We start from the raw sequence: 23,958 nt of genomic DNA on the forward strand, positions 1-23,958 counted from the left end.
TCCACTCACCGGCGCTTGTCCGACAGGCCTGCCCGCCGCAGCGCGTCCGCGAGCGCGCCGCCGCCTGATGTCTCCTTCGCGACTGCCGGTTTCTTGTCCGCGTAGCGCTGGAACGACGCGCGTTCGTCGGGCCGTGGTCCGGCAGGCTTCTTTTCAACCGGATCGCTCATGCGCATGGTGAGCGCGATGCGCTTGCGCGCCGGATCGATCTCGAGAACTTTCACCCGCACCACATCGCCCGGCTTCACGATGCTGCGCGGGTCTTTGACGAAGATGTCGGCCAGAGCCGAGATGTGAACGAGACCATCCTGATGGACGCCGATATCGACGAACGCGCCGAAGGCCGCAACGTTCGTCACGACGCCTTCGAGCATCATGCCGGGCTTCAGGTCGCTGATCTTCTCGACACCGTCCATGAAGGTTGCTGTTTTGAATTCAGGACGCGGGTCGCGACCGGGCTTTTCGAGCTCCGCCAGAATATCCTTCACGGTCGGAACGCCGAACGTCTCGTCGGTGAAACGCTCCGGCTTGAGGGTTTTCAGCACTGGACCGTTGCCGATCAGAACCTTGATGTCGCTCTTGGTCGCCTCGATGATGCGCCGCACAACAGGGTAGGCTTCAGGATGGACGCCTGAGGCATCGAGCGGATCGTCCCCGCCCGGAATGCGCAGGAACCCCGCCGCCTGCTCGAACGACTTCGGCCCGAGGCCCATCACCCCGGAGAGCGCTTTTCTCGTCCGAAATGGTCCATTGGCGTCGCGGTGGCTCACGATGTTCTGTGCCACCCATTCACCAAGCCCTGACACGCGCGCGAGCAGTGGCGCCGAGGCGGTATTGAGATCGACGCCGACGGCGTTCACGCAATCTTCCACTACCGCGTCGAGCGAGCGTGAAAGTTTGTGTTCCGCAAGATCGTGCTGGTACTGTCCGACGCCAATCGATTTCGGATCGATCTTTACGAGCTCGGCCAACGGGTCCTGCAGACGCCGCGCGATGGATACGGCACCGCGGATGGAGACGTCGAGATCGGGCAACTCCTGGCTCGCATAGGCCGACGCGGAATAGACCGACGCCCCCGCCTCGGACACCATGATCTTCGTCAGCGGGAGATCGGGATTTTTTGTGACGAGTTCGGCCGCGAGCTTGTCGGTCTCGCGCGATGCGGTGCCGTTTCCAATCGCCACCAATTCCACATTGTGCTCACGGGACAACCTCGCGAGGGTGGCAAGCGACTGGTCCCATTGCCGCTTCGGTTCATGCGGGTAGATCGTGTCGGTCGCCACAACCTTGCCGGTGGCATCCACCACCGCCACCTTGACGCCCGTGCGAAATCCCGGATCGAGGCCGAGCGTGGGACGGGCTCCGGCGGGAGCGGCGAGCAGAAGATCTCGCAGGTTGCCGGCGAAGACTTTTACGCCCTCCTCCTCGGCGAGCTGCCACAATCGCATTTTCATGTCGAGTTCGATCGAGAAGCGCAGCTTCGTCCGCCACGCCCAACGAACCGCATCGAGGAGCCATCGATCCCCGGGCCGCCCCTTGTCGGCGATGCCGAACGTGGTCGCGATGCGGCCTTCATACGAGCTCGCGTATCCCGGTTCGGCGCTATCCTTGTCTTCGTCCATGCGAAGATCGAGGATCTCTTCCTTCTCGCCGCGGAAAAGCGCGAGAATGCGATGGGACGGGAGTTTGGGGAGCGGTTCGGCGAAATCGAAATAGTCCGAGAACTTGGCACCGTCCGTCGTCTTGCCGTCGCGGACGGTCGAAGTGAGCCGTCCGCGTTGCCAATAGATCTCGCGCAGTGCGCCCAGAAGCTCGGCATGTTCCGCAAACCGCTCGACGAGAATCGCCCGAGCGCCTTCGAGCGCAGCCTCGACCGTTGCCACGTCCTTCTCCGCAGCGACGAAGGCCTGTGCGGAGGTCTTCGGATCCTGGCTCGGCTCGGTGAGCAAGAGGTCCGCTAGCGGCTCAAGTCCGGCCTCGCGGGCAATCTGCGCCTTGGTGCGACGTTTTGGCTTGAAGGGGAGGTAAAGGTCCTCGAGCCGCGCCTTGGTGTCGGCGGCGCTGAGTTGCACCAGCAATTCGTCGGTGAGCTTCCCCTGTTCGCGCACGCTGTCAAGGATCGTTTTCCTGCGATCCTCCAGTTCGCGCAGGTAGCGCAGGCGTTCGTCCAGGGCGCGGAGCTGTGTGTCGTCGAGCGTTCCGGTCACTTCCTTGCGGTAGCGGGCGATGAAGGGAACCGTGGAGCCGGCGTCGAGCAGGTCGATGGCGGCCTTGACCTGCCATTCCTGGGCGTTCAGTTCCGCGGCGATGCGCTGGCCGATAGATTGCATCAAAACCTCCGAGCGTAAGGCGCGGCTTCTACGGTGTGCCGGCGTCTCCGGTCAACGGTCATGGCCTGCCGCGAACGGAATGCCGTTGCGGAAGGGCGATTCTGCTTGGCGTCGCGGGCGAGCGGATATAGACGATGCGGCCCCCGTCCGCCACGCCCCCGCGAGTTCCCCATGTCCGCCCTCTCCAGTGACCTCTCCGTCGGAATCGATTTCGGGACAAGCAACACGGTGGTGGCGATCGCCGATTCCAGCGGACGCGTCGAAGCCGTCACCTTCGATCATGGCGGCGCGGCGCTGAAGGTCTATGTCACGGCGATGTGCTTTTGGGACGAGCGCCACGGGAATGGGCGTCGCACCCATGTGGAAGGCGGGCCATGGGCCATCGAACAGTTTCTCGAGGGCTTGAACGCACATCGTTTCATCCAATCCTTCAAGACCTTCGCTGCGAGCGCCACATTTCAGGAAACCCGCATCTTCCGCGAGCGCTATCGCTTCGAGGACCTTCTCACAGCTTTCCTACGCACACTTGTCCGGCATGGCGGTTCGAAGCTCGATTTTGCGGCGCGCAACGTGGTGGTTGGCCGGCCCGTGCAGTTCGCCGGGCACAATCCCAACGACGAATTGGCCATGCAGCGGTATCGCGCGGCCTTCTCGAAGCTCGGCGCGGAGGAGGCGAACTATGTCTACGAGCCCGTCGGCGCAGCATTCTTCTTCGCGCGCCAGCTCGATCACGACGCCACTGTGCTGGTGGCGGATTTCGGTGGCGGGACGAGCGATTTCTCGGTGATGCGGTTTTCGCACCAAGGCGGAGTTTTGAAAGCGGAACCGCTCGGGCATTCGGGCATCGGAATAGCGGGAGACGCTTTCGACTACCGCGTTGTCGACCGCGTGGTGTCACCTCGCCTCGGCAAGGGTGGTTTCTACCGGTCGATGGACAAGATCCTGACGATGCCCAACCACTACTATGCCAATTTCGCACGCTGGAACCAGCTCGCGTTGATGAAGGGGAGTGGAGATTTGAAGGAGCTGCGCGAACTGGCGCGCGTTGCCCTCGATCCTGCGCCCTTGGAGAAATTCATCGATATCGTCGAATACGATCTCGGCTTTGCGCTCTACCGCGCCGTTTCCTCTGCCAAGATGGCCTTGTCGACTGACGAGGAGGCCACCTTCCATTTCAACGGCGAGGGCGTGGATATCCGGGCGACCATCACGCGCGGTGAATTCGAGGGTTGGATCGCGGATGATGTGGCGCGAATTGCCGCGACGGTCGATGAGGCCCTGGCCGCCGCAGGTGTCGACGCCGCCGACATCGAACGGGTCTTCCTCACGGGCGGCACCTCCTTCGTTCCCGCCATTCGCCGTCTTTTCGTCAACCGGTTCGGCGAAGAAAAGCTGACATCCGCCGACCAGTTCGAATCCATCGCCTATGGGCTGGCGCTGATCGGGCAGACGGAAGAGCCCGGCCGATGGGCCGCCTGATCGCCAGCATCGTCAAGTTGCCGCTTGCCGGAAGGTTTGGGAGGGGGTTTATTCGCAGGTGCAGCATTCCAGCGAGGCCTGAACCGTGTCGGCAAACCTTCTCGATACTACACCTGCCAAGGATCTCCCGCTTCGTGATGACATCCGGCTTCTTGGTCGGCTGCTTGGCGATACGATCCGGGAGCAGGAGGGCGAGCCGGTCTACGCAATCGTCGAGCGCATCCGCCAGACCTCGATCCGGTTTCACCGCGAGGAAGACGAGACCGCCCAGCGTGAACTCGAGACAACGCTGAACAGCCTTTCGCGCGGGAGAACAAACCAGATCATCCGCGCCTACAGCTATTTTTCTCACCTCGCGAACCTCGCCGAGGATCAGCATCACGTTCGACGCTCGCGGGCGCATGCGATGGCGCAATCCGGCCCACGTCCGGGAACACTGGCGAATGCGCTCAAGGCGGCGCAGGACACAGGCGTTCGACAGACGGAGCTCGCGGCTTTCTTCGCATCGGCGCTGGTCTCGCCGGTTCTGACCGCGCATCCAACGGAAGTGCGGCGCAAGAGCACCATCGACCGCGAGATGGAGGTGTCCCGGATTCTTGCGGTGCGTGACCGGCAGCATCTTACGCCGGCGGAGGTCGCGGCCAGCGAGGAGGCGTTGCGCGGCGCGATTTTGACGCTCTGGCAGACCAGCATTCTGCGCCGCAATCGGCTCAAGGTGATCGACGAGGTGATGAACGGGTTGTCGTATTACGACTATACGTTTTTTGAGGAGTTGCCGCGCCTCTACGCCTCGTTGGAAGATCAGTTGACGGCGATGGATCCGGCCTGGAACACAGTCGAGTTGCCGTCTTTTCTCCGAATGGGCAGCTGGATCGGCGGCGACCGCGATGGAAACCCGTTCGTGACGGCCGAGGCTCTGCGCCAAGCCTTGCTGCTGCAGAGCCAGCGCGCGCTGGCATTCTATCTCGAGGAAGTGAACCTTCTCGGAGGTGAGCTTTCTCTGGACGGCAATTATGTGGCGGTGTCGGAACAGGTGCAAGCTCTCGCGGATTCCTCGCCGGATCATTCGCCGCACCGCCAGGACGAGCCCTACCGCCGAGCATTGTCAGGCATCTATGCCCGCCTCGTGGCGACCACCGAGAAACTGGGTCACGCTGAAATCACCCGCCATGCGGTCGGCGTGGCGCCCGCTTATGAGAATGTCGAGGGTTTGGCCGGGGACTTGGCGGTTCTTCATCGCTCGCTCCTCGCGAATGGGTCGGGCTCGCTTGCGCGCGGAAGACTCCGCAAGCTTCGTCGAGCCGTCGATGTGTTCGGCTTCCATCTCGCAAGCCTGGACCTGCGGCAGAATTCCGATGTGCATGAGCGGGTGATCGATGAACTTCTCGAAAAGGCGCTTCCGGGCACCGGGTATGCGGGCCTTCCGGAGGACCAGCGCGTGGCGCTGTTGCTGGAGGAACTGCGCACACCGCGGCTCCTGGCGTCGCCCTATATCGAGTACTCGGACGAGACGGCGTCGGAACTCGCCATCGCACGAGAGGCTGCGAATGCGCACCGGCTCTATGGTCCGGTCTCGGTTCCAAACTACGTGATCTCCAAGGCGAGCGACCCTTCGGATATCCTCGAAGTGGCGCTGCTTCTGAAGGAGGCCGGCCTCCTGCGACCGCGGGAAGGCGAGATGAGCGTCAACATCGTTCCGCTCTTCGAGACGATCGACGATCTGCGCAATGCCGGCGCGGTCATGGATGCATTGTTCTCGCTGCCGGGTTACATGCGATTGCTGCGCAGCCGGGGCCAGGCGCACGAGGTCATGCTGGGTTACTCGGACAGCAACAAGGATGGTGGATTTCTCACGTCCGGGTGGGAACTCTACAAGGCTGAGATCGAGTTGATCGAGGTCTTCAAGCGTCACGCTGTCGGGCTGCGGCTATTTCATGGACGCGGCGGATCCGTGGGACGTGGGGGAGGGCCGAGCTATCAGGCTATTCTGGCGCAACCCGGCGGCGCGGTCCAGGGCGCGATCCGTATCACCGAACAGGGTGAGGTTATCGCGGGCAAATACTCCAATCGCGATCTCGGCCGGCGAAATCTGGAAATCCTCGCGGCCGCCACACTCGAAGCCTCGCTCATGCATTCGGGACAATCGGCTCCGCGCGACGCGTATCTCGCGGCGATGGGGGAGCTATCGGACGCGGCTTTCAAGGCGTACAGGGGGCTCGTTTACGAAACCGAGGGGTTCGAGCGATATTTCTGGGAATCCACTGTGATCGGTGAGATCGCAAACCTGAATATCGGCAGCAGACCGGCCTCGCGCACCAATTCCCGCCGCATCGAGGATTTGCGCGCCATTCCCTGGGTGTTCGGCTGGGCGCAATGTCGTTTGATGCTGCCAGGCTGGTACGGCTTCGGCTCTGCGGTGGAGGCCTGGCTCGCCGCCCATCCTGACGACGGTCTGGCTTTGCTGCAGGAGATGTATCGCGAGTGGCCCTTCTTTCAGTCGCTGATCTCGAACATGGACATGGTGCTCGCCAAGAGCAATATCGCTATCGCGTCGCAATATGCCAAGCTCGTCGAGGATGTCGCGCTACGGGACGCCATCTTTCCGCGCATCCGACTCGAATGGGAAAGCTCCATTGCCAAGCTCCTGGCAATTTCAGAGCAGGACGCGCTGCTCGACGGCAATCCGTTGCTTGCGCGGTCGATCAGGAACAGGTTCCCTTATCTTGACCCGCTCAATCATCTTCAGATCGAGTTGCTGAAGCGCCATCGCGCCGGCGATGGTGACAAACGGGTCGTGGAGGGGATTCACCTGTCGATCAACGGTATCGCGGCCGGGTTGCGCAACAGCGGATAGCGTGCGACGGCGCGACGGGAACTCAATCCGCAGCCGGTTTGTTGGTTGTCGGCAAAGGCTTCGCAGTGGCGACGCCCACCGCGACACACAGGAGAGCCGAGAATGCCCCGTGGAGACAAATCAAGCTATACGGACAAGCAGAAACGCAAGGCCGAGCACATCGAGGAATCCTATGAGAGCCGCGGCGTGCCCGAGAAGGTTGCGGAAAGTCGCGCCTGGGCCACGGTCAACAAGGAGACCGGAGGCGGGAACAAGAGCGGCTCCGGTCGCGGCAAAAAAGACACCAACGTGTCCTCCGCGAAGGGCGGGCGCATAGGTGGCGCAGCCTCGGCAGCAAGGCCGGCAGCTGCGCGATCGGCATCGGCCAAAAAAGCGGCGGCGACCCGAAAGCGCAACGCCGCCAAGTCCTGACGATGTCGGCATAGCCGCAACTCATGTTTCCTTGTGCAGCCTGTTGACCGCGTGATATGCGAAGTCAGGAAACGCAGAGGAGCCTCGGGGCATGGATACGGGTTTGACGGGCAAGCGAGCACTTGTCCTTGGCGCCAGCAAGGGACTGGGTTTCGGGATCGCACAGGGCTTGGCCGATGAAGGCGTGCGCGTCGCGATCGCGAGCCGCACCATGGACGGCTCGAAGGCCGCCGCCGAAAAAATCGGCAAGGGCGTGTTGCCGTTCATCTGCGACACCGGCAAGGCCGATCAGGTGGATGCTCTGGTGCGCGATGTCACGGCGGCTCTCGGCGGCGTCGACATTCTCATTCTGAACAGCGGCGGCCCACCTCCCGGAAAAGCCCAAGGCGTCTCGTCCGATCAGTGGCGCAACTCTTTTGAGGCGATGTTCGTCAATCTGGTGCGCATTGCCGATCAAATGCTGCCCGGCATGATCGAGCGCAAATTCGGCCGCATCATCTCGGTGATTTCATCGGGCGTCATCCAACCGATTCCGAACCTTGCCATCTCGAATGCCATCAGGCCGGCGCTTGTCGGCTGGGGCAAGACCCTGGCGGCCGAGGTGGCCTCATCCGGCGTGACCGTCAATGCCATCGCGCCGGGCCGGATCGCGACCGACCGGCTCAAGCAGCTCGACGCCGCCAATGCGGAGCGGACCGGCCGTTCCATCGAGGACGTGGCGACCGCCGCGCGCGGCGGCATTCCGGCCGGCCGCTATGGCGAAATTGAAGAATTCGGCGCCGCGGCTGTTTTCCTCGCGAGCGAGAAGGCATCCTTCATGACCGGCTCAATCCTGCGCGTTGATGGCGGTCAGATTTCGGCGACCTGAGTTGCCAGGCCAGCTGTCGGCAGAGAGATGCCGACAGCTGGCAGCGCAAAATGCGGGCCGCGAACGCGCGAGCCGTCCTACGGCAACCGCGTCAGCACGCCACCCGCGACCAGCTTTTCCCAGACTTCTTCGGCGCTCTCGGCGAACTGCATGATATCGCGCTCGGCCGCCGTGATCATGCCGTTTTCGATCAAGGCGTCGAAGTTGATGACGCTTTCCCAATAGGCCCGGTCGAGAAGAACGATCGGCAAGGGCGGCGCTTTCCCGGTGATGCGAAGATTGAGGATTTCGAACAGTTCGTCGAACGTACCGAACCCGCCCGGCAGCACCACGAGCGCGTTGGCACGCATGGCCAGATGCATCTTGCGCATGGCGAAGTAGTGAAAGCGGAACGTCAGTTCGGGAGTCGAATAGGCGTTGGGCTCCTGCTCCCGCGGAAGCGTGATGTTGAAGCCGATGGACGGGGCCCCGATATCGGCGGCGCCACGATTGGCGGCTTCCATCAACCCCGGTCCTCCGCCGGTGGCGATCACGTTGTCCCTGACGCCCTCTCTCGCCCTTAGCGAACCGCCGCGTTCCGATGCGATGCGGCCAAAGGCTCGTGCCTCGTCATACCAGAAAGCGTGACGACCCACTCCATCTTCGCGAATCCGCGCACTGCCGAAAACCACGATCGTGGATCGAACGCCCCAGATCCTCAGGCTTTCCTCGGCCTTGGCGTATTCGAGCTGAAAGCGGAGGCCGCGCATGGAATCGCCCAGGAGAAAATCTTGGTCGAGCGCCGGAAGGCGGAACGACGGAGAGCTCATTTGCGCGGCGTTGGGTTTCTTTCCATCGCTCATAGCATCCTCGAATTCAGGAATCCTCAGAGGGCGAATTGGCGCCGCCACGTGGCAATATCATCGAGTGCCACGTTCGAGCCACACAGCACAAGGCCGATGACGGCGTCCTTCGGCAGGGTCTGCACGATGCTTTCCGCGGCTGTCAGCACGCAGGCTGCGGCGGGTTCGCAAAGGATCTTCTCGGTCTGTAGAAGCCACAGGAGATCATCGACCACCGGCTTGTCCTCCACGAGGATCACCCGCTCGAGGAAAGTTTTCGCGGCCGATAACGTCCGATTCGTGACGAAGGGCGCACCCAGGGTCCGGGCGATGGAGGTCGCGCGGATTGTCACAGGCGCGTCGGCTTTCAATGCCTCGGTCATCGTCTGCGCGCCCGTCGTCTCGACGCCATAGACCGCAAGCGCAGAACGCTTAGCTTTCAGCGCCGCCGCACTCCCAGCGATGAACCCGCCGCCGCCGATCGACATGAACACATGGGTGAGATCGGGGAAATCCTCGATGAATTCGAGCCCCACGGTGCCATGCCCCGCAATGATGGCCGGATCGTCATAGGGGTGGACGAACAGCATTCCGGCCCGGCCATAGGCCTCGGCCTTGGAAAAGGCTTCCGCCGCATCCTCGCAGAGTTCGACACGTCCGCCGTATTTTTCCGTCAGGTCGATATTAAAGCGCGGCGTGATCTTCGGCATGAGCACGAGCGCGTCGATTCCCAAAGTCCCCGCAACCTTTGCCAGCGCAATCGCGTGATTGCCTCCTGATACGGTCACCAGACCGGCAGCGCGCTCCGCCTCGGAGAGGCTCAAAACCTTGTTGAAGACTCCGCGCACCTTGAACGAGCCGGCGATCTGCAGAGCCTCCAGCTTGAGAACAGTGCGGCGACCAAGCCGTGTGGACACGTCGGCGCTCTCGAAAGCCGGCGTTCGGCGAACGAGGCCGGAGACGCGTTGTCTCGCGGCTTCGATATCGGAGAGGGATACGTCGAACGGTTTCATGAAAGGTCCTTGAACGGCTTGGGGTGCAAGAGGTCAGGCGAGAGCGATGCATTCGATCTCGATGAGCATACCCTTCGGGAGCCGGCTGATCCCCACCGTCGAGCGTGCGGGAAACGGCGCGCTGAAGTGGCGTGCGTACACATCGTTCATCGCCTCGAAGTCATCGAGGTTGGTCAGGAACACGGTGGTCTTGACCACCTTGTCCATCGACGATCCGGCTTCCCGCAGGATCGCCGCCATATGGGCCAACACCGTCTCGGTCTGTTGGGCCGCGTCATTTTCGCCAACGAGGACGCCCTTATCGTCGAGCGGAAGTTGTCCCGCAACGAACAAGAGGCCGCCGGCTCTGACAGCCTGCGAATAGGGGCCGAGAGGTTTGGGTGCGTCAGGGCTGAGAATGGTGTCGCGGATCATGGGCTGAGTTCGGTGGCAGGGCGCGGATCATGAGCCGCTCGCGGCGCAAAGGTCAATCGTCACCGTCGCATCCATGCGAATGCACCTTGACCGGAGACCACATACGGTCGGATGTTGCTCCCGCCCTCAAGGAGCTGTTTGCCGATGCCGCTGTCTCCCCGCGAAATGCTCGCGCGCCTGATTGCCTTCCCGAGTGTTTCGACATCCAGCAATCTCGACCTCATTCATTTTTGTCGCGAATGGCTGAAAAGCCACGGGGTGGAAAGCAACCTCATCTTCAGTCCTGAAGGAGACAAGGCCAATCTCTACGCGACGGTCGGCCCAAGCGTGGAAGGGGGCGTTGTCCTATCCGGGCACACGGATGTGGTGCCGGTCGAAGGCCAGGTCTGGACGAGCGATCCCTGGACGCTGACCGAACGCGACGGCCGGCTCTATGGACGCGGCACGACCGACATGAAAGGTTTCGACGCCCTTGTCCTCGCGCTCGTGCCCGACATGCTCGAGGCACGCCTGAAGCGACCCATTCACATTGCGCTGTCCTATGATGAGGAACTCGCCTGTCGCGGGGCGCCTTCCATGGTGCGCGCGATGGTGGATCGTATTCCGGCGCCTTCAGCGGTCATTGTCGGTGAACCGACGCGACACGCCGTCGTCACCGGTCACAAAGCGTCGGTGCAATTGCGGACCTGTCTTACCGGCCACGCCGTCCATTCGAGCCGGATCGATCAGGGTGTCAGCGCCGTCATGACGGGCGCCCGTCTGATCGTCTGGTTGGAAGACATCATGAACCGCAACCGTGCGGGACTGGATTCCTCCAACCCGTTCGAGCCGCCCTACACGACTTTACATTGCGGCGTGATGGAGGGAGGAACGGCTGCCAACATTGTTGCATCCTCCGCCTGGTTCTACACGGATATCCGCGCCATTCCGACGGAGGATCCGACCGAATACCTCGCCCGCTACAAAGCCCATATCGCCGAGGAGGTCGTGCCGGGCATGCGCATGGTGGCGCCCGAAACGGGCGTCGAGGTCGAACTGGTGTCCCACGTTCCTGGTCTGCGGCCGGAACAGGATGGCTCTGCCGAGCGGATGATGCGCCGGTTGACGGGCGACAACGGCAACCATGTGGTTTCCTATGGCACCGAGGCAGGGCTCTTTCAGCAAGCCGGATGGTCGACGGTCGTCTGCGGACCCGGCGATATCGCCCAGGCCCACCAGCCGGACGAATACATCGAGGTAAGCGAATTCGAGGCTGGCGAGCGCCTGCTTCGTCGAGTGATCGCCGAACTCGCCAGCTGATCGGCGAGTGTTCGCCTTTAGATGGGGCTAGACCGTGGACCTATTACCTGTCTAACCTCCAGCGCTATCGGAGGAACAACCGCCACGATGCGGGACCTGCGAGAAAAAAGACTTCGCGCATCGACGCGGGCTTCCAGAGGAGAACGACAACAAATGACGATCCGGACACGATATTTGGCGGTGTCAGCCGCCGTGCTGCTGGCGGGCACCGCCTTGCCCGCCATGGCGACGACGCTCCGCTATGCCAACCAGGGCGACCTCAAGTCGCTCGACCCCTACACGCTAAACGAAACCACCACGAATGCCCATCTCGGCCACGTCTACGAGGGCCTGACGCGGCGCGGCAAAGATCTCGCGGTGCAGCCGGGTCTCGCCGAGAAGTGGGAAATCAGCGACGATGGGCTCACCTGGCGCTTCTTCCTGCGCAAAGGCGTGAAGTTTCACAACGGCAATCCTTTCACCGCCGATGATGTCGTCTTTTCGGCGACACGGGTTCGCGCTCCTGGGTCCAATTTCCAGACCCGCGTCCCCAGCAGCGCCGAATTTGTCAAAGTCGACGACTATACGGTGGACGTGAAGCTCAAATCGCCCAACCCGATCCTGAACTACCAGTGGGACACCTGGTACATCATGGACAAGGAATGGGCGGAGGCGAACAACACCGCAGGGCCGACGCCCGCCGCAGCGACCACTCCGAGCTACTCGGCGCTCAACGCGAACGGCACCGGTGCATTCAAGATTGAAAGCCATCAACCGGGCGTCAAGACGGTGTTCAAGGCCAATCCCGACTGGTGGACGAAGCCTGAGCACAACCTTGACGAAATCATCTTCACGCCGATCAATTCCGACGCAACGCGCGTGGCCGCCTTGCTGTCCGGCGAAGTGGACGTAATCGAGCCGGTCCCACTGCAGGACATTGCTCGCGTCAACGGCACCCCGAACGCTCAGGTCATGACCGGTCCGGAACTTCGCACGATCTTTCTCGGATTCGATCAAACTCGCGACGAGCTGCTCTATTCGAATGTGAAGGGCAAGAACCCGTTCAAGGACCCGAAGGTTCGCCAGGCGTTTTTTCAGGCGATCGACATCGAGACCATCAAATCTCGCGTCATGCGCGGTTTGGCCACACCATCGGCCCTGATGATCGCGCCTGAACTCTTCCCGTTCTCGAAGGACTTCGTTCGTCCCAAATACGATCCCGAAGGAGCCAAGAAGCTCCTGGCGGATGCGGGGTATCCGAATGGTTTCGAGGTCGGCATGGACTGCCCGAACGATCGTTATGTCAATGACGAGGCGATCTGCCAGGCCGTGGTGGGCATGCTCGCCCGCGTCGGCGTCAAGATCAATCTGATGGCTCAGCCGAAGGCGCAGTATTTCGCCAAGGTCCTGAAGTCCGGCAACTACCAGACCTCGTTCTATCTGCTCGGCTGGACCCCCGGAACGTTCGACAGTCACAACGTCCTCTTCGATATCGAAGGGTGCCGCGACGATGCGAAATCGTCCCGCGGGGAATCGAACCTCGGCAACTATTGCAATAAGAAGCACGATGAGTTGGCCGACAAGATTCTCGTCGAGAACGACACAGCGAAACGCGACCAGATGATCAAGGAAGCCTTCCAGCTGACCACCAGCGAGTTCGGCTACATCCCGCTCCACCAGCAATCGCTCGCGTGGGGCGTCTCAAAGAAGGTCAAGCTCAGCCAGCGGGCCGACAATTCGGTCCTGCTTTATTGGGCACGCAAGGAGTAATCTCCTCCTGATCCGTTTCCCGGATGCGGCCTGCCGCATCCGGGATCATTCGTACGACCATGCCGTCCTGTTTCGTGACGGTCTGGCAGGATCTATGAGAGTTATTTGATGCTTGCATTTATTGTGCGCCGTGCCTTTCAGGCACTCGGCGTCTTATTGACCGTCGGATTGATCGCATTTTCGATGTTCCGTTTCGCCGGCGACCCGGTGAACCAGATCGTTTCCATCGACACGCCGGCGGCCGAGCGCGAGGAGGTGCGACGGTCGTTGGGTCTCGACGATCCTGTGCCGATACAATTTGCTCGCTATCTCGCACGAGGCGCAAAGGGCGATTTCGGGGTCTCCTATCAGTTTCGCCAGCCCGTTTCCGATCTCCTTGCTGAGCGGATGCCAGCGACCCTCGAGCTTGCCTTCTGCGCCACGGTGTTCGCCATCGTATTTGGTATCCTGATGGGCGTTTTCTCCGGGCTCAATCGCGAAAGCTTCATGGCGAAGGTGTTTCAGACGATCTCTCTCATCGGCATTTCGCTGCCGACCTTTCTGATCGGTATCCTGCTGATCTATCTCTTTGCCGTGACGCTGGGATGGCTGCCCTCATACGGCCGTGGCGACACGATCCGTATCGGCTGGTGGTCGACGGGTTTCCTGACGAAGTCGGGTCTTACGGCTCTCATCCTGCCCTCGATCACGCTCGGCCTGTTCCAGATGACGCTCATCATGCGCATCGTCAGGGCGGAAATGCTTGAGGTCCTTCGGACTGATTACATCAAGTTCGCCCGCGCCCGCGGGCTGACGACCCGGGCGATCAATTTCGGCCATGCGCTCAAGAACACGCTGGTTCCGGTGATCACGATCGTGGGCTTGCAGCTCGGTTCCGTCATCGCGTTCTCGATCATCACCGAGACCGTTTTCCAATGGCCCGGGATGGGATTGCTGTTTGTGCAGGCGGTCCAGAACGTCGATATCCCGATCATGGCCGCGTACCTGATGCTGGTGGCGCTGATCTTCGTGGTCATCAATCTGGCCGTTGATATTCTCTACACGGTGGTCGATCCGCGCCTGCGGTCGAGCATCCGGCAACCGGCTTGAGGAGAGATTGATGTCGGACGTCTCTCGCGTGGACCCTGCCGTTTCTTCCCGTTCCCCCTCATGGCTCGTGCGCTTTTTCGACGGTGATGTGTGGGCCAGTTTCAAGCGTTCCAAATTGACCATGGTGGCGGCGACGCTGACGCTGATGTTTTTTCTGGGCGCTCTTCTCGCAGGCTTCCTTTCGCCGCAGGATCCGTTTGATCCCGCCCAGCTCGAATTGATGAACAGTCGGCTTCCCCCCTTGTGGAATGCGGAGGGCCAATCGCCCTTCCTGCTCGGGACCGACGAACAGGGCCGCGATATTCTGTCAGCCATTCTGTATGGCTTGCGGATTTCGCTGCTGGTCGGCTTCCTCGGCGTGGCTTTCTCGGCGACGCTCGGCATCACGCTCGGCCTGCTCGCGGGCTATCTTGGCGGAATTACCGATACCATCATCATGCGGATCGCGGACGTGCAGCTGACGTTTCCGGCGATCCTCATCGCGCTTCTCATCGACGGTGTCGTGAAGGCCGTTCTCGGCGGGAATCTCGACGCCGGCACCACATTATCGGTCCTCGTGGTTTCGATCGGATTGAGCTTTTGGGTGCAGTATGCCCGCACCGTGCGCGGTTCGGTCATGGTGGAAAAAAGCAAGGACTACATCGCGGCGGCGCGCCTTATCGGGCTGCCCCCCACCGCCATCATGATCAAGCACATTCTGCCGAATGTGACCGGACCGGTCCTCGTCATCGCCACCATCAATCTCGCGCTGGCGGTCATCACCGAGGCCACCCTGTCGTTCCTCGGCACCGGCATGCCGGAGACGATGCCGTCGCTGGGGACCCTCATCCGGATCGGCAACAACTACCTGTTCTCCGGGGAGTGGTGGATCGTCGCATTTCCGGGGATTGCGCTGGCGGCTCTGGTTCTCGCCATCAATCTTCTGGGGGATTGGCTGCGCGACGCGCTCAATCCGAAGCTGCGTTAAGAGGGACAGTGACATCAATGGCAGAGCCTGTTCTTTCCGTGCGCGATTTGCGCGTCGAATTCGTCACGAGGCGCGGAGCGCTCAAGGCGATCGACGGCGTCTCGTTTGATATTGCCCGTGGGGAGGTGCTCGGCGTCGTGGGGGAATCCGGCGCCGGGAAATCCGTGACCGGTTCGGCCGTCACCGGCTTGATCGATCCGCCGGGGCGGATCACCGGGGGAGAGATTCTGCTCTCCGGCTACCGCATCGACAATCTGCCGCCCGAGCAAATGCGCAAGGTGCGTGGCAAGCGCATCGGGATGATTTTTCAGGACCCGCTGACGAGCCTCAACCCGCTCTACCGGGTGGGCGACCAGCTGACCGAGACGATCAGAACGCATACGAACCTTTCCGCATCGGGGGCGCGCAAGCGCGCCATCGACCTTCTGGCAGAAGTCGGCATTCCGGCGCCTGACCGGCGGATCGACAGCTATCCGCACGAATTCTCCGGCGGCATGCGTCAGCGCGTGGTCATCGCACTTGCGCTTTGCGCGGAGCCGGAACTGATCATCGCGGATGAACCCACGACGGCGCTGGATGTTTCGGTTCAGGCGCAGATCATCGCCCTGCTCAAGCGCCTCGGACGGGACCATGGCACCGCGATCATGCTGGTCACTCACGACATGGGCGTGATCGCCGAGACGGCGGACCGCGTCGCTGTCATGTATGCGGGTCGCATTGCAGAGATTGGCCCTGTGCGCCAGGTCGTGCAGAACCCGCTGCATCCCTATGCCAAGGGCCTTATGGGGGCGATTCCGTCGCTTAAGGGAGACACCCACCGTTTGACGCAAATTCCTGGCAGCATGCCGCGCCTTTCGGCGATTCCGCCAGGTTGTGCGTTTAATCCACGGTGCCCGTTCGTCTTCGATCGTTGCCGCGTCGAACGCCCCGAGCCGATCGCACGCGATCTGCACCCCGTCGCGTGCCACCTTTACGATGAAGCACCGGCCAGAACGGAGTCCGTCGCGTGATGGAAAAGCCTTACGCCCAGATCAACAATCTGCGTCGGACCTTCGACATCTCGAAGCCATGGCTCAATCGTGTCATCGAGGGCGGCGAGAAACAGTATCTGAAAGCCGTCGACGGAGTTTCGTTCGACATCGCCCGTGGCGAGACTTTTGCGTTGGTGGGCGAGTCGGGGTCCGGCAAATCGACTGTGGCCCGCATGGTCGTTGGCCTGCTGCCGCCGAGCGGCGGCGATGTGACGATCGACGGCGTTCCCATGGTGGGACGTGCCTCGAGCCAGGATCGGCAGCGCCTGCGTCGCCGGATCCAGATGATATTCCAGGACCCTTATGCGAGCCTGAATCCACGCTGGAAGGTCGAGGATATCGTCGCAGAGCCGATCCGCGCCTTCCGGCTTTTGGATGGCGACAAGGCGATCCGCGAACGGGTCGGCGAACTTCTCACCCTGGTCGGCTTGCACCCAGCCGACGGAATCAAATTCCCGCACGAATTCTCGGGTGGACAGCGCCAGCGTGTGGCCATTGCGCGCGCATTGGCGTCGAACGCGGAGTTCATCGTCTGTGACGAGCCGACATCCGCCCTCGACGTATCGGTTCAAGCGCAGATTCTGAATCTGATGCGCGATCTGCAAGACCAGTTTGGACTGACTTATCTATTCATCAGCCATAACCTCGCGGTCGTGCGGCATATGGCAACCCGGATCGGCGTCATGTATCTCGGCCGCATCGTCGAGATATCCGGCGGGCGAGAGCTTTTCGCCGCGCCAAAGCACCCCTACACGCGGATGCTTCTCGATGCGGTTCCCGATATGAACATGGCCGGTGAGGAGCGCGTTCCCATCAGCGGCGAGATCCCGAACCCCATCAATCCGCCAAGCGGGTGCACATTCAACCCGCGCTGCCCCTTCGCCAATGACCGCTGCCGCAGCGAGGTGCCGCCGCTTCTGGATGGCGTTGCGTGCCATGCGGTTCACGAGGGCCGCATCGCGATTGCGGTCGCGGCTTGACCGGGCGCGCATCTGCCAAGGGTTTTTGAAGCCGCGGACAAGGGGGCCGTTCGCACAGCGGTCGAGCTCCCTCGGACCTTCCGCTCGTCCATCTTTATAATTATGCTTTTTCTTGGTTAATAGGAGAAACTTCCGAATACACAAAGGCAACGGTAGCAGCACGAGACTCTTGTTAACTGTAACAATGTTGTAAATACTGATAAGCGTCTGGAAATTTTCTCGAATTAGCGTATTTAGACTTGCTGATAAGAGAGAGACTGAAATGATTACTACCAGACGTTATCTCATTGCTTCGTCGCTAGCGCGTCTAATTCGCAAAGAGCGCGGCGGAAATCGTCTGACTGAAGGACATTTCCCCAATCAGGCGGACCGCAGTTCCTTCGTCGTCATCGACGGCGATAAGGGAAGCCTCGTCCTCGTCACGTCCGGCGGCGGCACCCCTGTGGAGGAGAGGACCGACGTCCCTCGTACGCATGCTGAAGCTCTTCTCGATGTCACGCCCGGCAAAGTCGACTACGTGCGCTCCACGCTTTCCATCGGTCCGCGGGAAGTGCGAGTCGATCGATTCGTGACACCTGGTCCGCTCGACCTGATCTCTGTCGATTTCGACAAGGAAGACGATTCCAGGGATTTTCGCGCCCTGCCGTGGTTCGGGCCTGAGGTGACGGGCGAGGCCGGCTATCAGAATCGTGCGATCGCCCTCGAGGGCCTTCCCCCGTCCCTGGATGTTCCGCTTTCAAATGCGGCGCTTAACACGCTTCTTGACACGCTCGAAGGCCGCCTCGGTGCCAATCGGTCCTATGCGCCGCAGAAGAACATGCGCGACAGCGGCGAGTCTGCCGAGCAACGGCGCAGTGGCGTTCCGGCGTCCGAGCGACCCGCCCGGCAAGCCCCGACGCCTCCGAAGGCCGAGCAGGCTTCCGCGAGCGAAAGCGAGCAATCTGACGAAGACCAGGATGGGCTGAACCTCAACATCGAAGACAACGTGATCCGTGAACTCGCCCGGTCGCTTCGGCCGCAACGTCGATAGGCAGCCTAGGGCGGCGAGTCCTGGAAGGAGATCGCGTCGAACCAGCGGAAGTCGGGGGCGGACTCGAGGCCCTTACGGTGGCACATGAACACCCTGACGGTTTCCGCTGAGGCAGCTTCGGGTAACCTTGCGTTGCTTTTGTTCTCATCTTTGCTTGACGCTGTTTCCGAATGCCCTCAGGACGTAGTGCGGAAACTGAAACGGGAATTGTCATGCGTTTTACCAGGTCTCTCACGCTGGCCGCCTTCGCTGCGGCTGCGGTATCGGCAATTCCCGCCCAGGCGGCCGACCCTGTCTTCACGGCACTTCCCACCAACCCGGCCGGCTGGGTCGCGACCGTCAAAGGCACCTTTCAGGTGGGGCCCTCCTATCCGGGCGCGGACGATATGGATTTCGTGGCGTTCCCATCGATCAGCTTTCGCCGCGCGGGGACGCCCGAACGTTATGGGGCGCCCGATGACGGCCTGAGTTTCTCGTTCGTTGAACAATCGGCTCTGACCATTGGCTTCGTTGGGCGTTTCCAAGGCGGTCGCTACCTCAAGAACGATCGCCGCCTTTTCGGCCTCGAGAAGATCAACTGGGCGATCGAGCCTGGATTGTTCCTGGAATACTGGCCGGTGGAATTCCTGCGCGCCCGTGCCGAGATCCGGCACGGCATCAACGGTCATGACGGCTTCGTCGCCGATCTCGGGCTGGACATCGTTCAGCGCTATGGAGCCTTCACCGTTTCCGTCGGACCGCGCCTCGCGCTCGGCGACAGCTCCTTCACCAGAACGTATTTCGGCGTGACGCCCTATGAGGCCCTCGTCAACGGTCAGGTCACGGCCTACAGGCCATCAGGCGGCCTCACATCGGTTGGCGTGACATCCGGCCTCACCTATGATTGGTCGGATCAATGGTCCACGACGGGCTTTGTATCCTACAAGCGCCTCGTCGGAGACGCAGCCGACAGTCCGATCGTGAAGCGCTTCGGCTCGGAAAACCAGCTCGGTCTCGGCCTGACGGCGTCCTACTCGTTCGATTCCGGGATGTAACCGACAGCCGGCTTAGGGGACGGTTTTGTTGCCGTCGCTGAAGCGATTGAACATCATGTCGGGCGCGCTTGTGTTGTGGCGCGAGGGGACGAGGCGGCCCATCCAGACGTCAGTGGCCTTCGTGTCACGGAATTTCATGATGGGACCCTCTGTCCAGGCCGGAGCGCCTTCCTCGCGGGCCGCGATGCGCGCTACGTCCGCGTTAAATTCCGTCACGTACATGGAACGCAACGCCGCGAACGATCCGCTCTCGACGGGGCGATCGAAATTGACATCGAGCGTGATGCGATCTCGATCCAGGTTCCTGATCGCGATTGTCGCCTTGCCACCCTTTGCAAAGGTAACCGTGAACGTCATGGCTTTCGGATCAAAAACCACATCCTTCAGGCGCACCATCGGTCGCCCGTTGACCTCCACTGGCCCCAGCATGAAGGACGAGCCGTAGGCGCTCCATCCCAGATGTGCCGGCGGCAGCGGACGGATGCGCCAATAGCCGTCCGTAGGATAGAGGACGAGCACTTCCTCGGCGCGGTCATCCTTCCGGACCCAGAGCTGGATCAGGTGGAGGTTGCTTTCGACACGATCGCCGACACGCATCGTCACCTCGCTCTGACGCCAGAAATTCGGGAACGTGAAGCCCGTCAACCAGAGGTCGACGCTCTCATAGAACGTGACCTTATGGACAGGCGGGGCCGCCGAGGATTCAGCCGTGAGCGCACCGCAGGCCGTCCAGTCGGGCTCCCATTTGTCGTCACGAAGCATCCCCACGTAGGTCGGGTGGGCGGCCTCAATGCGAAAATTCCGCACGGTTGGAGACGCAAAATTGATCGTGACGTTGTCTTTTTCGGCACAGAGCACTGGCTCGCTCGTGTTCGTCACGTCGACCGCGATGCCATCGAGCGAGGCCGCCGATGCGGTTGTTGCAAGGCAGAGAAATCCGAAAAACGCAAGCGAGGAGCGCAGCATATGGACCATCGGGGAAATGTCAGCTGGCGCAACGGATGCCGCGCCCTAGGGAGAGATAACCCGCTGTCAGGCGCCCGTCGAGGCCGTGGGCATCATGGAAGCGCTCGCGGGATCAAATGCCGAGACGCTGCCTGATCTGATCGAGAGCCCCCCGGAAGGGTCGGAATACGAATCGCACTTGATGGCGTCCAGCCGGGACGTGAACAGCGCGGAAGATCACATTGGCGCGCAGCAGTTCGACCGGCCAATCGTCTACGAAGGCAAACCACCACGGATGCCAGACGTCGTTCAGAACGACGAAGCCGCCCGTGCTCGAAGAAACGCTGATTGCGACTTCCGTGTTGCGATACGACTCGATGCGAATGTCGGCAGGGGATGAGCTTTGGAAGCCAGCGACGGTCCGGGGTGGGCGTTCCAGCAGAACAATCTCGTCGGACGATGTCGGCCACATTCCGGTTTTGATCATGCGCCCGAAATCGGCCTCCTGCCATTGGGGGGCGAACATCACGCGGGGCCGGGCATCCGAGTTTTCGTACAGAGCAGCTTCGGTGGTCGTACCGACAATTGGCAGGGCACCACGCGCGAGACGCGTGTCGACCTCCTCCAGCGGCGCCCGCGAAGCGATGTAACGCAAGCCCAAAAGGTTCGCCAGCCGTGACTGGTAAGACGGGAAGAGTGGAGAAAATTGCCGCTGGCTCGGCAGCGCGACGTGATCGCCAGCGCCCGTGGCCTCGCTGTACCAGCGCAACCGCACCGGGTTGTAGCCCAATGTCTGTTCGAGACGATGCGTGATGCTGGCATTGGGCCAGTGGAAATCGATGCCGACCAATTCGACCCGGTCGCGTCGTGTCGGCGAGTGCGTGGCAGCCACGCGCTCCTGCAAAAGCTTGATCGTTGGGTCGTTGCCTTCGGGATCAAGCGCGCGAAAGGAGGAGGGCGGAAGCGCGGTCGACTCACTCGGGCCGTTGTTCCACCCGAGATCCAAAACCATGTATCCGGCCACGAGCAAGGCCGCCGCGAACGTGTTCCAGCGGGCGAGAGGTCGTGCGGCGAAGAGGATCAACGTCGCCCCAAGGGCGAAGATCGCGCCCTGAGCCAAAGGCCAGAGTGCATCATCAAGCCGACCCTTCGAATCGGCCGTGATGGCCGCAACCCCGAACACAGCGGAGAAGCCCACGATGGTGCGCAGAAGAGGCCAGTGCCCGCCCGTGGATCCTGCATCTGTGAGCCACCGGTGGAGCAGGTAGGCCGCGCATAGGCCAGCCAAGGGCGTCAGCAGGAATGTCGCATCCGCCGGCCGCCTGAATAGCGAGAGGCCGGGGACAAAATCGAAGGCGATCCCTAGCAAGGGTGTGTAGCGCCCGAGGGCGTAGATCAGGATCGCAACGGTCGCCCACGCGATACCCTTGACCTCGGGCCGTCGAAACAACCCGCGCCGCCAGCCGAGCGCGAACAGCGCCGCCAAGGGCAGCGCGCCGAAATAGGTCTGGCCCATATTGCGCGCAAGGTAGAGATCGACGGGTCCCCAGGCGGGACTGGGCGGACCCCAATGCTGTTCCAGCGGCCCGGCGGCCCCGAAGAGCTGTGGCACTGCCGCTGTCAGGAGGAGGGCCGGATGAAACGATCCGCGACCGGCGCCATCCTGGTCGATCACGAACCGGTTCGAATCGGCGTTCAGCAAAAACGTCAATAAGAGCGGCAGGGCGGCAACGAGCAGCCCGCCAAAAAGACCCAGCGTCAATGGGCCCACCGCTCGCCGCATTGCTGCCTTCGGCGACGGGGCAAATGCGACGTGGCAGAGGACAACGCCCGCGAGAAGCCAGATTGCCAGATAAGCGACCTGATCGCGTCCAAGGACCATGAGCCCGGCAACGATGCCTGCGGCCAGCCCGTAGGCGAGCGATGATCGATCCACCGCGCGACTCAGGAACAGCCAGGCGATTGGCCAATAGGACAGGCTCAGGATCTGCCCGACATGTTGAATCCGCCAGGCGGACGAGCCCCCATAGGCGAAAACGATCGCCGCCACGAGCGCTGCTGCTGGATGCCAGCCTCGGTCGCGCGCCAGGAGCAGGATCGCGATCGCGCCCAGCAGCAACATTGCCAGGACGGTCGCATCTGCGGCGCGAAAGCTGGGATCCGGCGTGACGGCTGCCAGAGCCAGAAAGGGCGGCGAGAAGATCAGCGATTGAGGATCAGCGATCTGTGGGTGGCCGGCGAAAATATAGGGATTCCAGAACGGCCATTCGCCGCGATGGATCGATTGCGCCAGAAACTGCAGCTGTGGATAGAAATGGGCTTTCGCGTCCCAGGGAATCGTGGCCCGGCCAGACAGCCATGGCCAGCCAAGTGAGACCCAGGCCAGGAGCAGAACCAGCATATAGGGCCATACGGGCCAAGGCTTGAAGTTGGCAGCCGAGCCCCGTGGTGTGCGCATTGTGATCTGGCCGGTTGCCGGTCAGTCGTTCGGTGCGGCGAAGGCCGCGAGTGCATCAAAATCGATCTTATGGCCCGCCCGGTCACGCTTGGAGGCGAGATAGCGCACGTTTTCGGCCGTCGCCCGCCCTAGGACGCGCTGCTCCGCGACCGTTAAACCGGCCTCCCGCAGCGCGGCGATCTTGACGGGATTATTGGTGATCAGCCGGACCGAGGAAACGCCAAGCTGACTCAGCATCGCTGCTGCAAATTCGAAGCGGCGCTGGTCAAGATCGAAACCCAGGACCTCGTCCGCATCATAGGTGTCATAGCCTTGGGACTGAAGCCGATACGCCTTCATCTTGTTGGCGATGCCGTTACCGCGGCCCTCCTGGTCGAGATAGAGAAGAATTCCCCCTTGTCCCTTTGCCATCGACGCAACGGTGTTACGAAGCTGGTCGCCGCAATCGCATTTCAGGCTACCGAAAAGATCGCCGGTCAGGCAGGCCGAATGCAACCGAACGTCGACGACGCCGGAGAGATCCGGCTTGCCGATGATGATCGCCACCTGATCGCGCAAGCCTTCGCCACCGCGAAAAATGACAAACTCGGTCTCGGGTGCGCCGTCGAGGGGAACCGGCGCGCGGCTGACGACATGCAGGTCGTCGACCTTGCGCCGCTTGAACGAACGAACGTCATTGGCGTCGACGACGAGAACCCCGAGATCGGATGCCAGGGCAGGATCGATCTGAACGGCGACCACAGCCGGAAAAACAAGCGCTAGATGTGCAAGCTCCAAGGCGACATCGTCGAGCGTCGATGTCGGACCGACCGGAGCGTCGATGCGAGCATCGACCTTGAGCGCAAGGGTCTCGATACGGCCGAGGTCGACGGTGGGAAGTGCCACGATGCCGGACACGAGACGATCCAACCCCAGGTGACGCAGGCGTGCCGCAGGTAGGATCAATCGGGCAGGGTCCCCGGCCAAACGGTCCAGACGCTCTGCCAGGCCAGCCTCCAGTCCTTCGACCCCGACCGCCACCAACGCCTGGTCGCCGCCGCAAAGGACGACGGGTCGCGCTGCGCGGAACTCGGCGATTGCCCGCTCGGCTGCTGCCGAGGCGCGGTCTTCAACTAGATTCAAGCCCGTAGGAACGGTACTCATCAAGGTTACGTGTCCCGGAGTTTGTTAAGCTTGGTAGGAAGTA

General features: G+C 61.8%; 19 protein-coding genes. 12 read left to right on the forward strand and 7 right to left on the reverse strand.

What is annotated here, in order from left to right; genetic code table 11:
* Positions 1 to 5: 5 nt before the first annotated feature.
* Entirely contained in the window at positions 6 to 2,330 is a 2,325-nt protein-coding gene (locus FEZ63_RS08450; protein WP_201274120.1) for a Tex family protein, read from the reverse strand.
* Positions 2,331 to 2,501: 171 nt separating this feature from the next.
* On the opposite strand from FEZ63_RS08450, the gene FEZ63_RS08455 reads away from it, so the two are divergent.
* The 4 genes from FEZ63_RS08455 to FEZ63_RS08470 all read left to right on the forward strand — a co-directional run bounded on the left by FEZ63_RS08455 (position 2,502) and on the right by FEZ63_RS08470 (position 7,942).
* On the forward strand, positions 2,502 to 3,809 hold the full coding sequence (locus FEZ63_RS08455; RefSeq protein ID WP_150943283.1) for an Hsp70 family protein: 1,308 nt from the start codon (positions 2,502 to 2,504) through the stop codon (positions 3,807 to 3,809).
* 85 nt (positions 3,810 to 3,894) lie between these two features.
* Positions 3,895 to 6,663 carry a phosphoenolpyruvate carboxylase gene (gene ppc, locus FEZ63_RS08460; RefSeq protein WP_150943285.1) on the forward strand — a complete coding sequence of 923 codons (2,769 nt, stop codon included), beginning with the start codon at positions 3,895 to 3,897 and terminating at the stop codon, positions 6,661 to 6,663.
* A 102-nt stretch (positions 6,664 to 6,765) separates the two neighbouring features.
* Positions 6,766 to 7,074: a plasmid stabilization protein gene (locus FEZ63_RS08465; RefSeq protein WP_150943287.1), complete on the forward strand. Its 309-nt coding sequence runs from the start codon at positions 6,766 to 6,768 to the stop codon at positions 7,072 to 7,074.
* Between the two features lie 91 nt (positions 7,075 to 7,165).
* Entirely contained in the window at positions 7,166 to 7,942 is a 777-nt protein-coding gene (locus tag FEZ63_RS08470) for an SDR family oxidoreductase (protein ID WP_150943290.1), read from the forward strand.
* A gap of 77 nt (positions 7,943 to 8,019) precedes the next feature.
* On the opposite strand, the gene FEZ63_RS08475 is transcribed toward FEZ63_RS08470, so the two are convergent.
* The 3 genes from FEZ63_RS08475 to FEZ63_RS08485 are packed head-to-tail and all read right to left on the reverse strand — an operon-like array spanning position 8,020 to position 10,190.
* A complete protein-coding gene (locus FEZ63_RS08475) occupies positions 8,020 to 8,784 on the reverse strand; it encodes an LOG family protein (protein ID WP_150943292.1) in 765 nt (254 codons plus the stop codon).
* Between the two features lie 23 nt (positions 8,785 to 8,807).
* Positions 8,808 to 9,776 carry a threonine ammonia-lyase gene (locus tag FEZ63_RS08480; protein WP_150943294.1) on the reverse strand — a complete coding sequence of 323 codons (969 nt, stop codon included), beginning with the start codon at positions 9,774 to 9,776 and terminating at the stop codon, positions 8,808 to 8,810.
* 33 nt (positions 9,777 to 9,809) lie between these two features.
* Positions 9,810 to 10,190, reverse strand: a complete 381-nt coding sequence (locus tag FEZ63_RS08485) for a RidA family protein (RefSeq protein ID WP_150943296.1) — start codon at positions 10,188 to 10,190, stop codon at positions 9,810 to 9,812.
* A 144-nt stretch (positions 10,191 to 10,334) separates the two neighbouring features.
* On the opposite strand from FEZ63_RS08485, the gene argE reads away from it, so the two are divergent.
* The 8 genes from argE (at position 10,335) to FEZ63_RS08525 (ending at position 19,369) form a co-directional block, all read left to right on the forward strand.
* Positions 10,335 to 11,489, forward strand: a complete 1,155-nt coding sequence (gene argE, locus FEZ63_RS08490; RefSeq protein ID WP_150943298.1) for an acetylornithine deacetylase — start codon at positions 10,335 to 10,337, stop codon at positions 11,487 to 11,489.
* Between the two features lie 153 nt (positions 11,490 to 11,642).
* A complete protein-coding gene (locus FEZ63_RS08495) occupies positions 11,643 to 13,238 on the forward strand; it encodes an ABC transporter substrate-binding protein (RefSeq protein ID WP_150943300.1) in 1,596 nt (531 codons plus the stop codon).
* A 108-nt stretch (positions 13,239 to 13,346) separates the two neighbouring features.
* The gene (locus tag FEZ63_RS08500; RefSeq protein WP_150943302.1) at positions 13,347 to 14,327 is read left to right on the forward strand and encodes an ABC transporter permease; all 981 of its coding nucleotides are present in this window, start codon (positions 13,347 to 13,349) and stop codon (positions 14,325 to 14,327) included.
* Positions 14,328 to 14,337: 10 nt separating this feature from the next.
* A complete protein-coding gene (locus FEZ63_RS08505; protein ID WP_150943304.1) occupies positions 14,338 to 15,294 on the forward strand; it encodes an ABC transporter permease in 957 nt (318 codons plus the stop codon).
* A 17-nt stretch (positions 15,295 to 15,311) separates the two neighbouring features.
* On the forward strand, positions 15,312 to 16,304 hold the full coding sequence (locus FEZ63_RS08510) for an ABC transporter ATP-binding protein (RefSeq protein WP_150943306.1): 993 nt from the start codon (positions 15,312 to 15,314) through the stop codon (positions 16,302 to 16,304).
* Positions 16,304 to 17,305 carry an ABC transporter ATP-binding protein gene (locus FEZ63_RS08515; RefSeq protein ID WP_150943308.1) on the forward strand — a complete coding sequence of 334 codons (1,002 nt, stop codon included), beginning with the start codon at positions 16,304 to 16,306 and terminating at the stop codon, positions 17,303 to 17,305. Before FEZ63_RS08510 ends, FEZ63_RS08515 begins: the two co-directional genes overlap by 1 nt.
* Before the next feature lie 262 nt (positions 17,306 to 17,567).
* Entirely contained in the window at positions 17,568 to 18,335 is a 768-nt protein-coding gene (locus FEZ63_RS08520) for a hypothetical protein (RefSeq protein WP_150943310.1), read from the forward strand.
* Between the two features lie 212 nt (positions 18,336 to 18,547).
* Positions 18,548 to 19,369, forward strand: a complete 822-nt coding sequence (locus FEZ63_RS08525; RefSeq protein ID WP_150943312.1) for a MipA/OmpV family protein — start codon at positions 18,548 to 18,550, stop codon at positions 19,367 to 19,369.
* A gap of 12 nt (positions 19,370 to 19,381) precedes the next feature.
* Here the strand turns inward: FEZ63_RS08525 and FEZ63_RS08530 are convergent, their stop codons facing one another.
* The 3 genes from FEZ63_RS08530 to ribA form a co-directional block, all read right to left on the reverse strand.
* On the reverse strand, positions 19,382 to 20,344 hold the full coding sequence (locus FEZ63_RS08530; protein WP_150943314.1) for a hypothetical protein: 963 nt from the start codon (positions 20,342 to 20,344) through the stop codon (positions 19,382 to 19,384).
* 103 nt (positions 20,345 to 20,447) lie between these two features.
* Positions 20,448 to 22,772 (reverse strand): hypothetical protein, encoded by a 2,325-nt coding sequence (locus FEZ63_RS08535; RefSeq protein ID WP_150943316.1) that lies wholly within the window; start codon positions 22,770 to 22,772, stop codon positions 20,448 to 20,450.
* 21 nt (positions 22,773 to 22,793) lie between these two features.
* A complete protein-coding gene (ribA, locus tag FEZ63_RS08540) occupies positions 22,794 to 23,915 on the reverse strand; it encodes a GTP cyclohydrolase II RibA (RefSeq protein ID WP_150943318.1) in 1,122 nt (373 codons plus the stop codon).
* Positions 23,916 to 23,958 lie beyond the last annotated feature (43 nt).

This window comes from Microvirga brassicacearum (assembly GCF_008757455.1).
GTDB classification, from domain to species: domain Bacteria; phylum Pseudomonadota; class Alphaproteobacteria; order Rhizobiales; family Beijerinckiaceae; genus Microvirga; species Microvirga brassicacearum.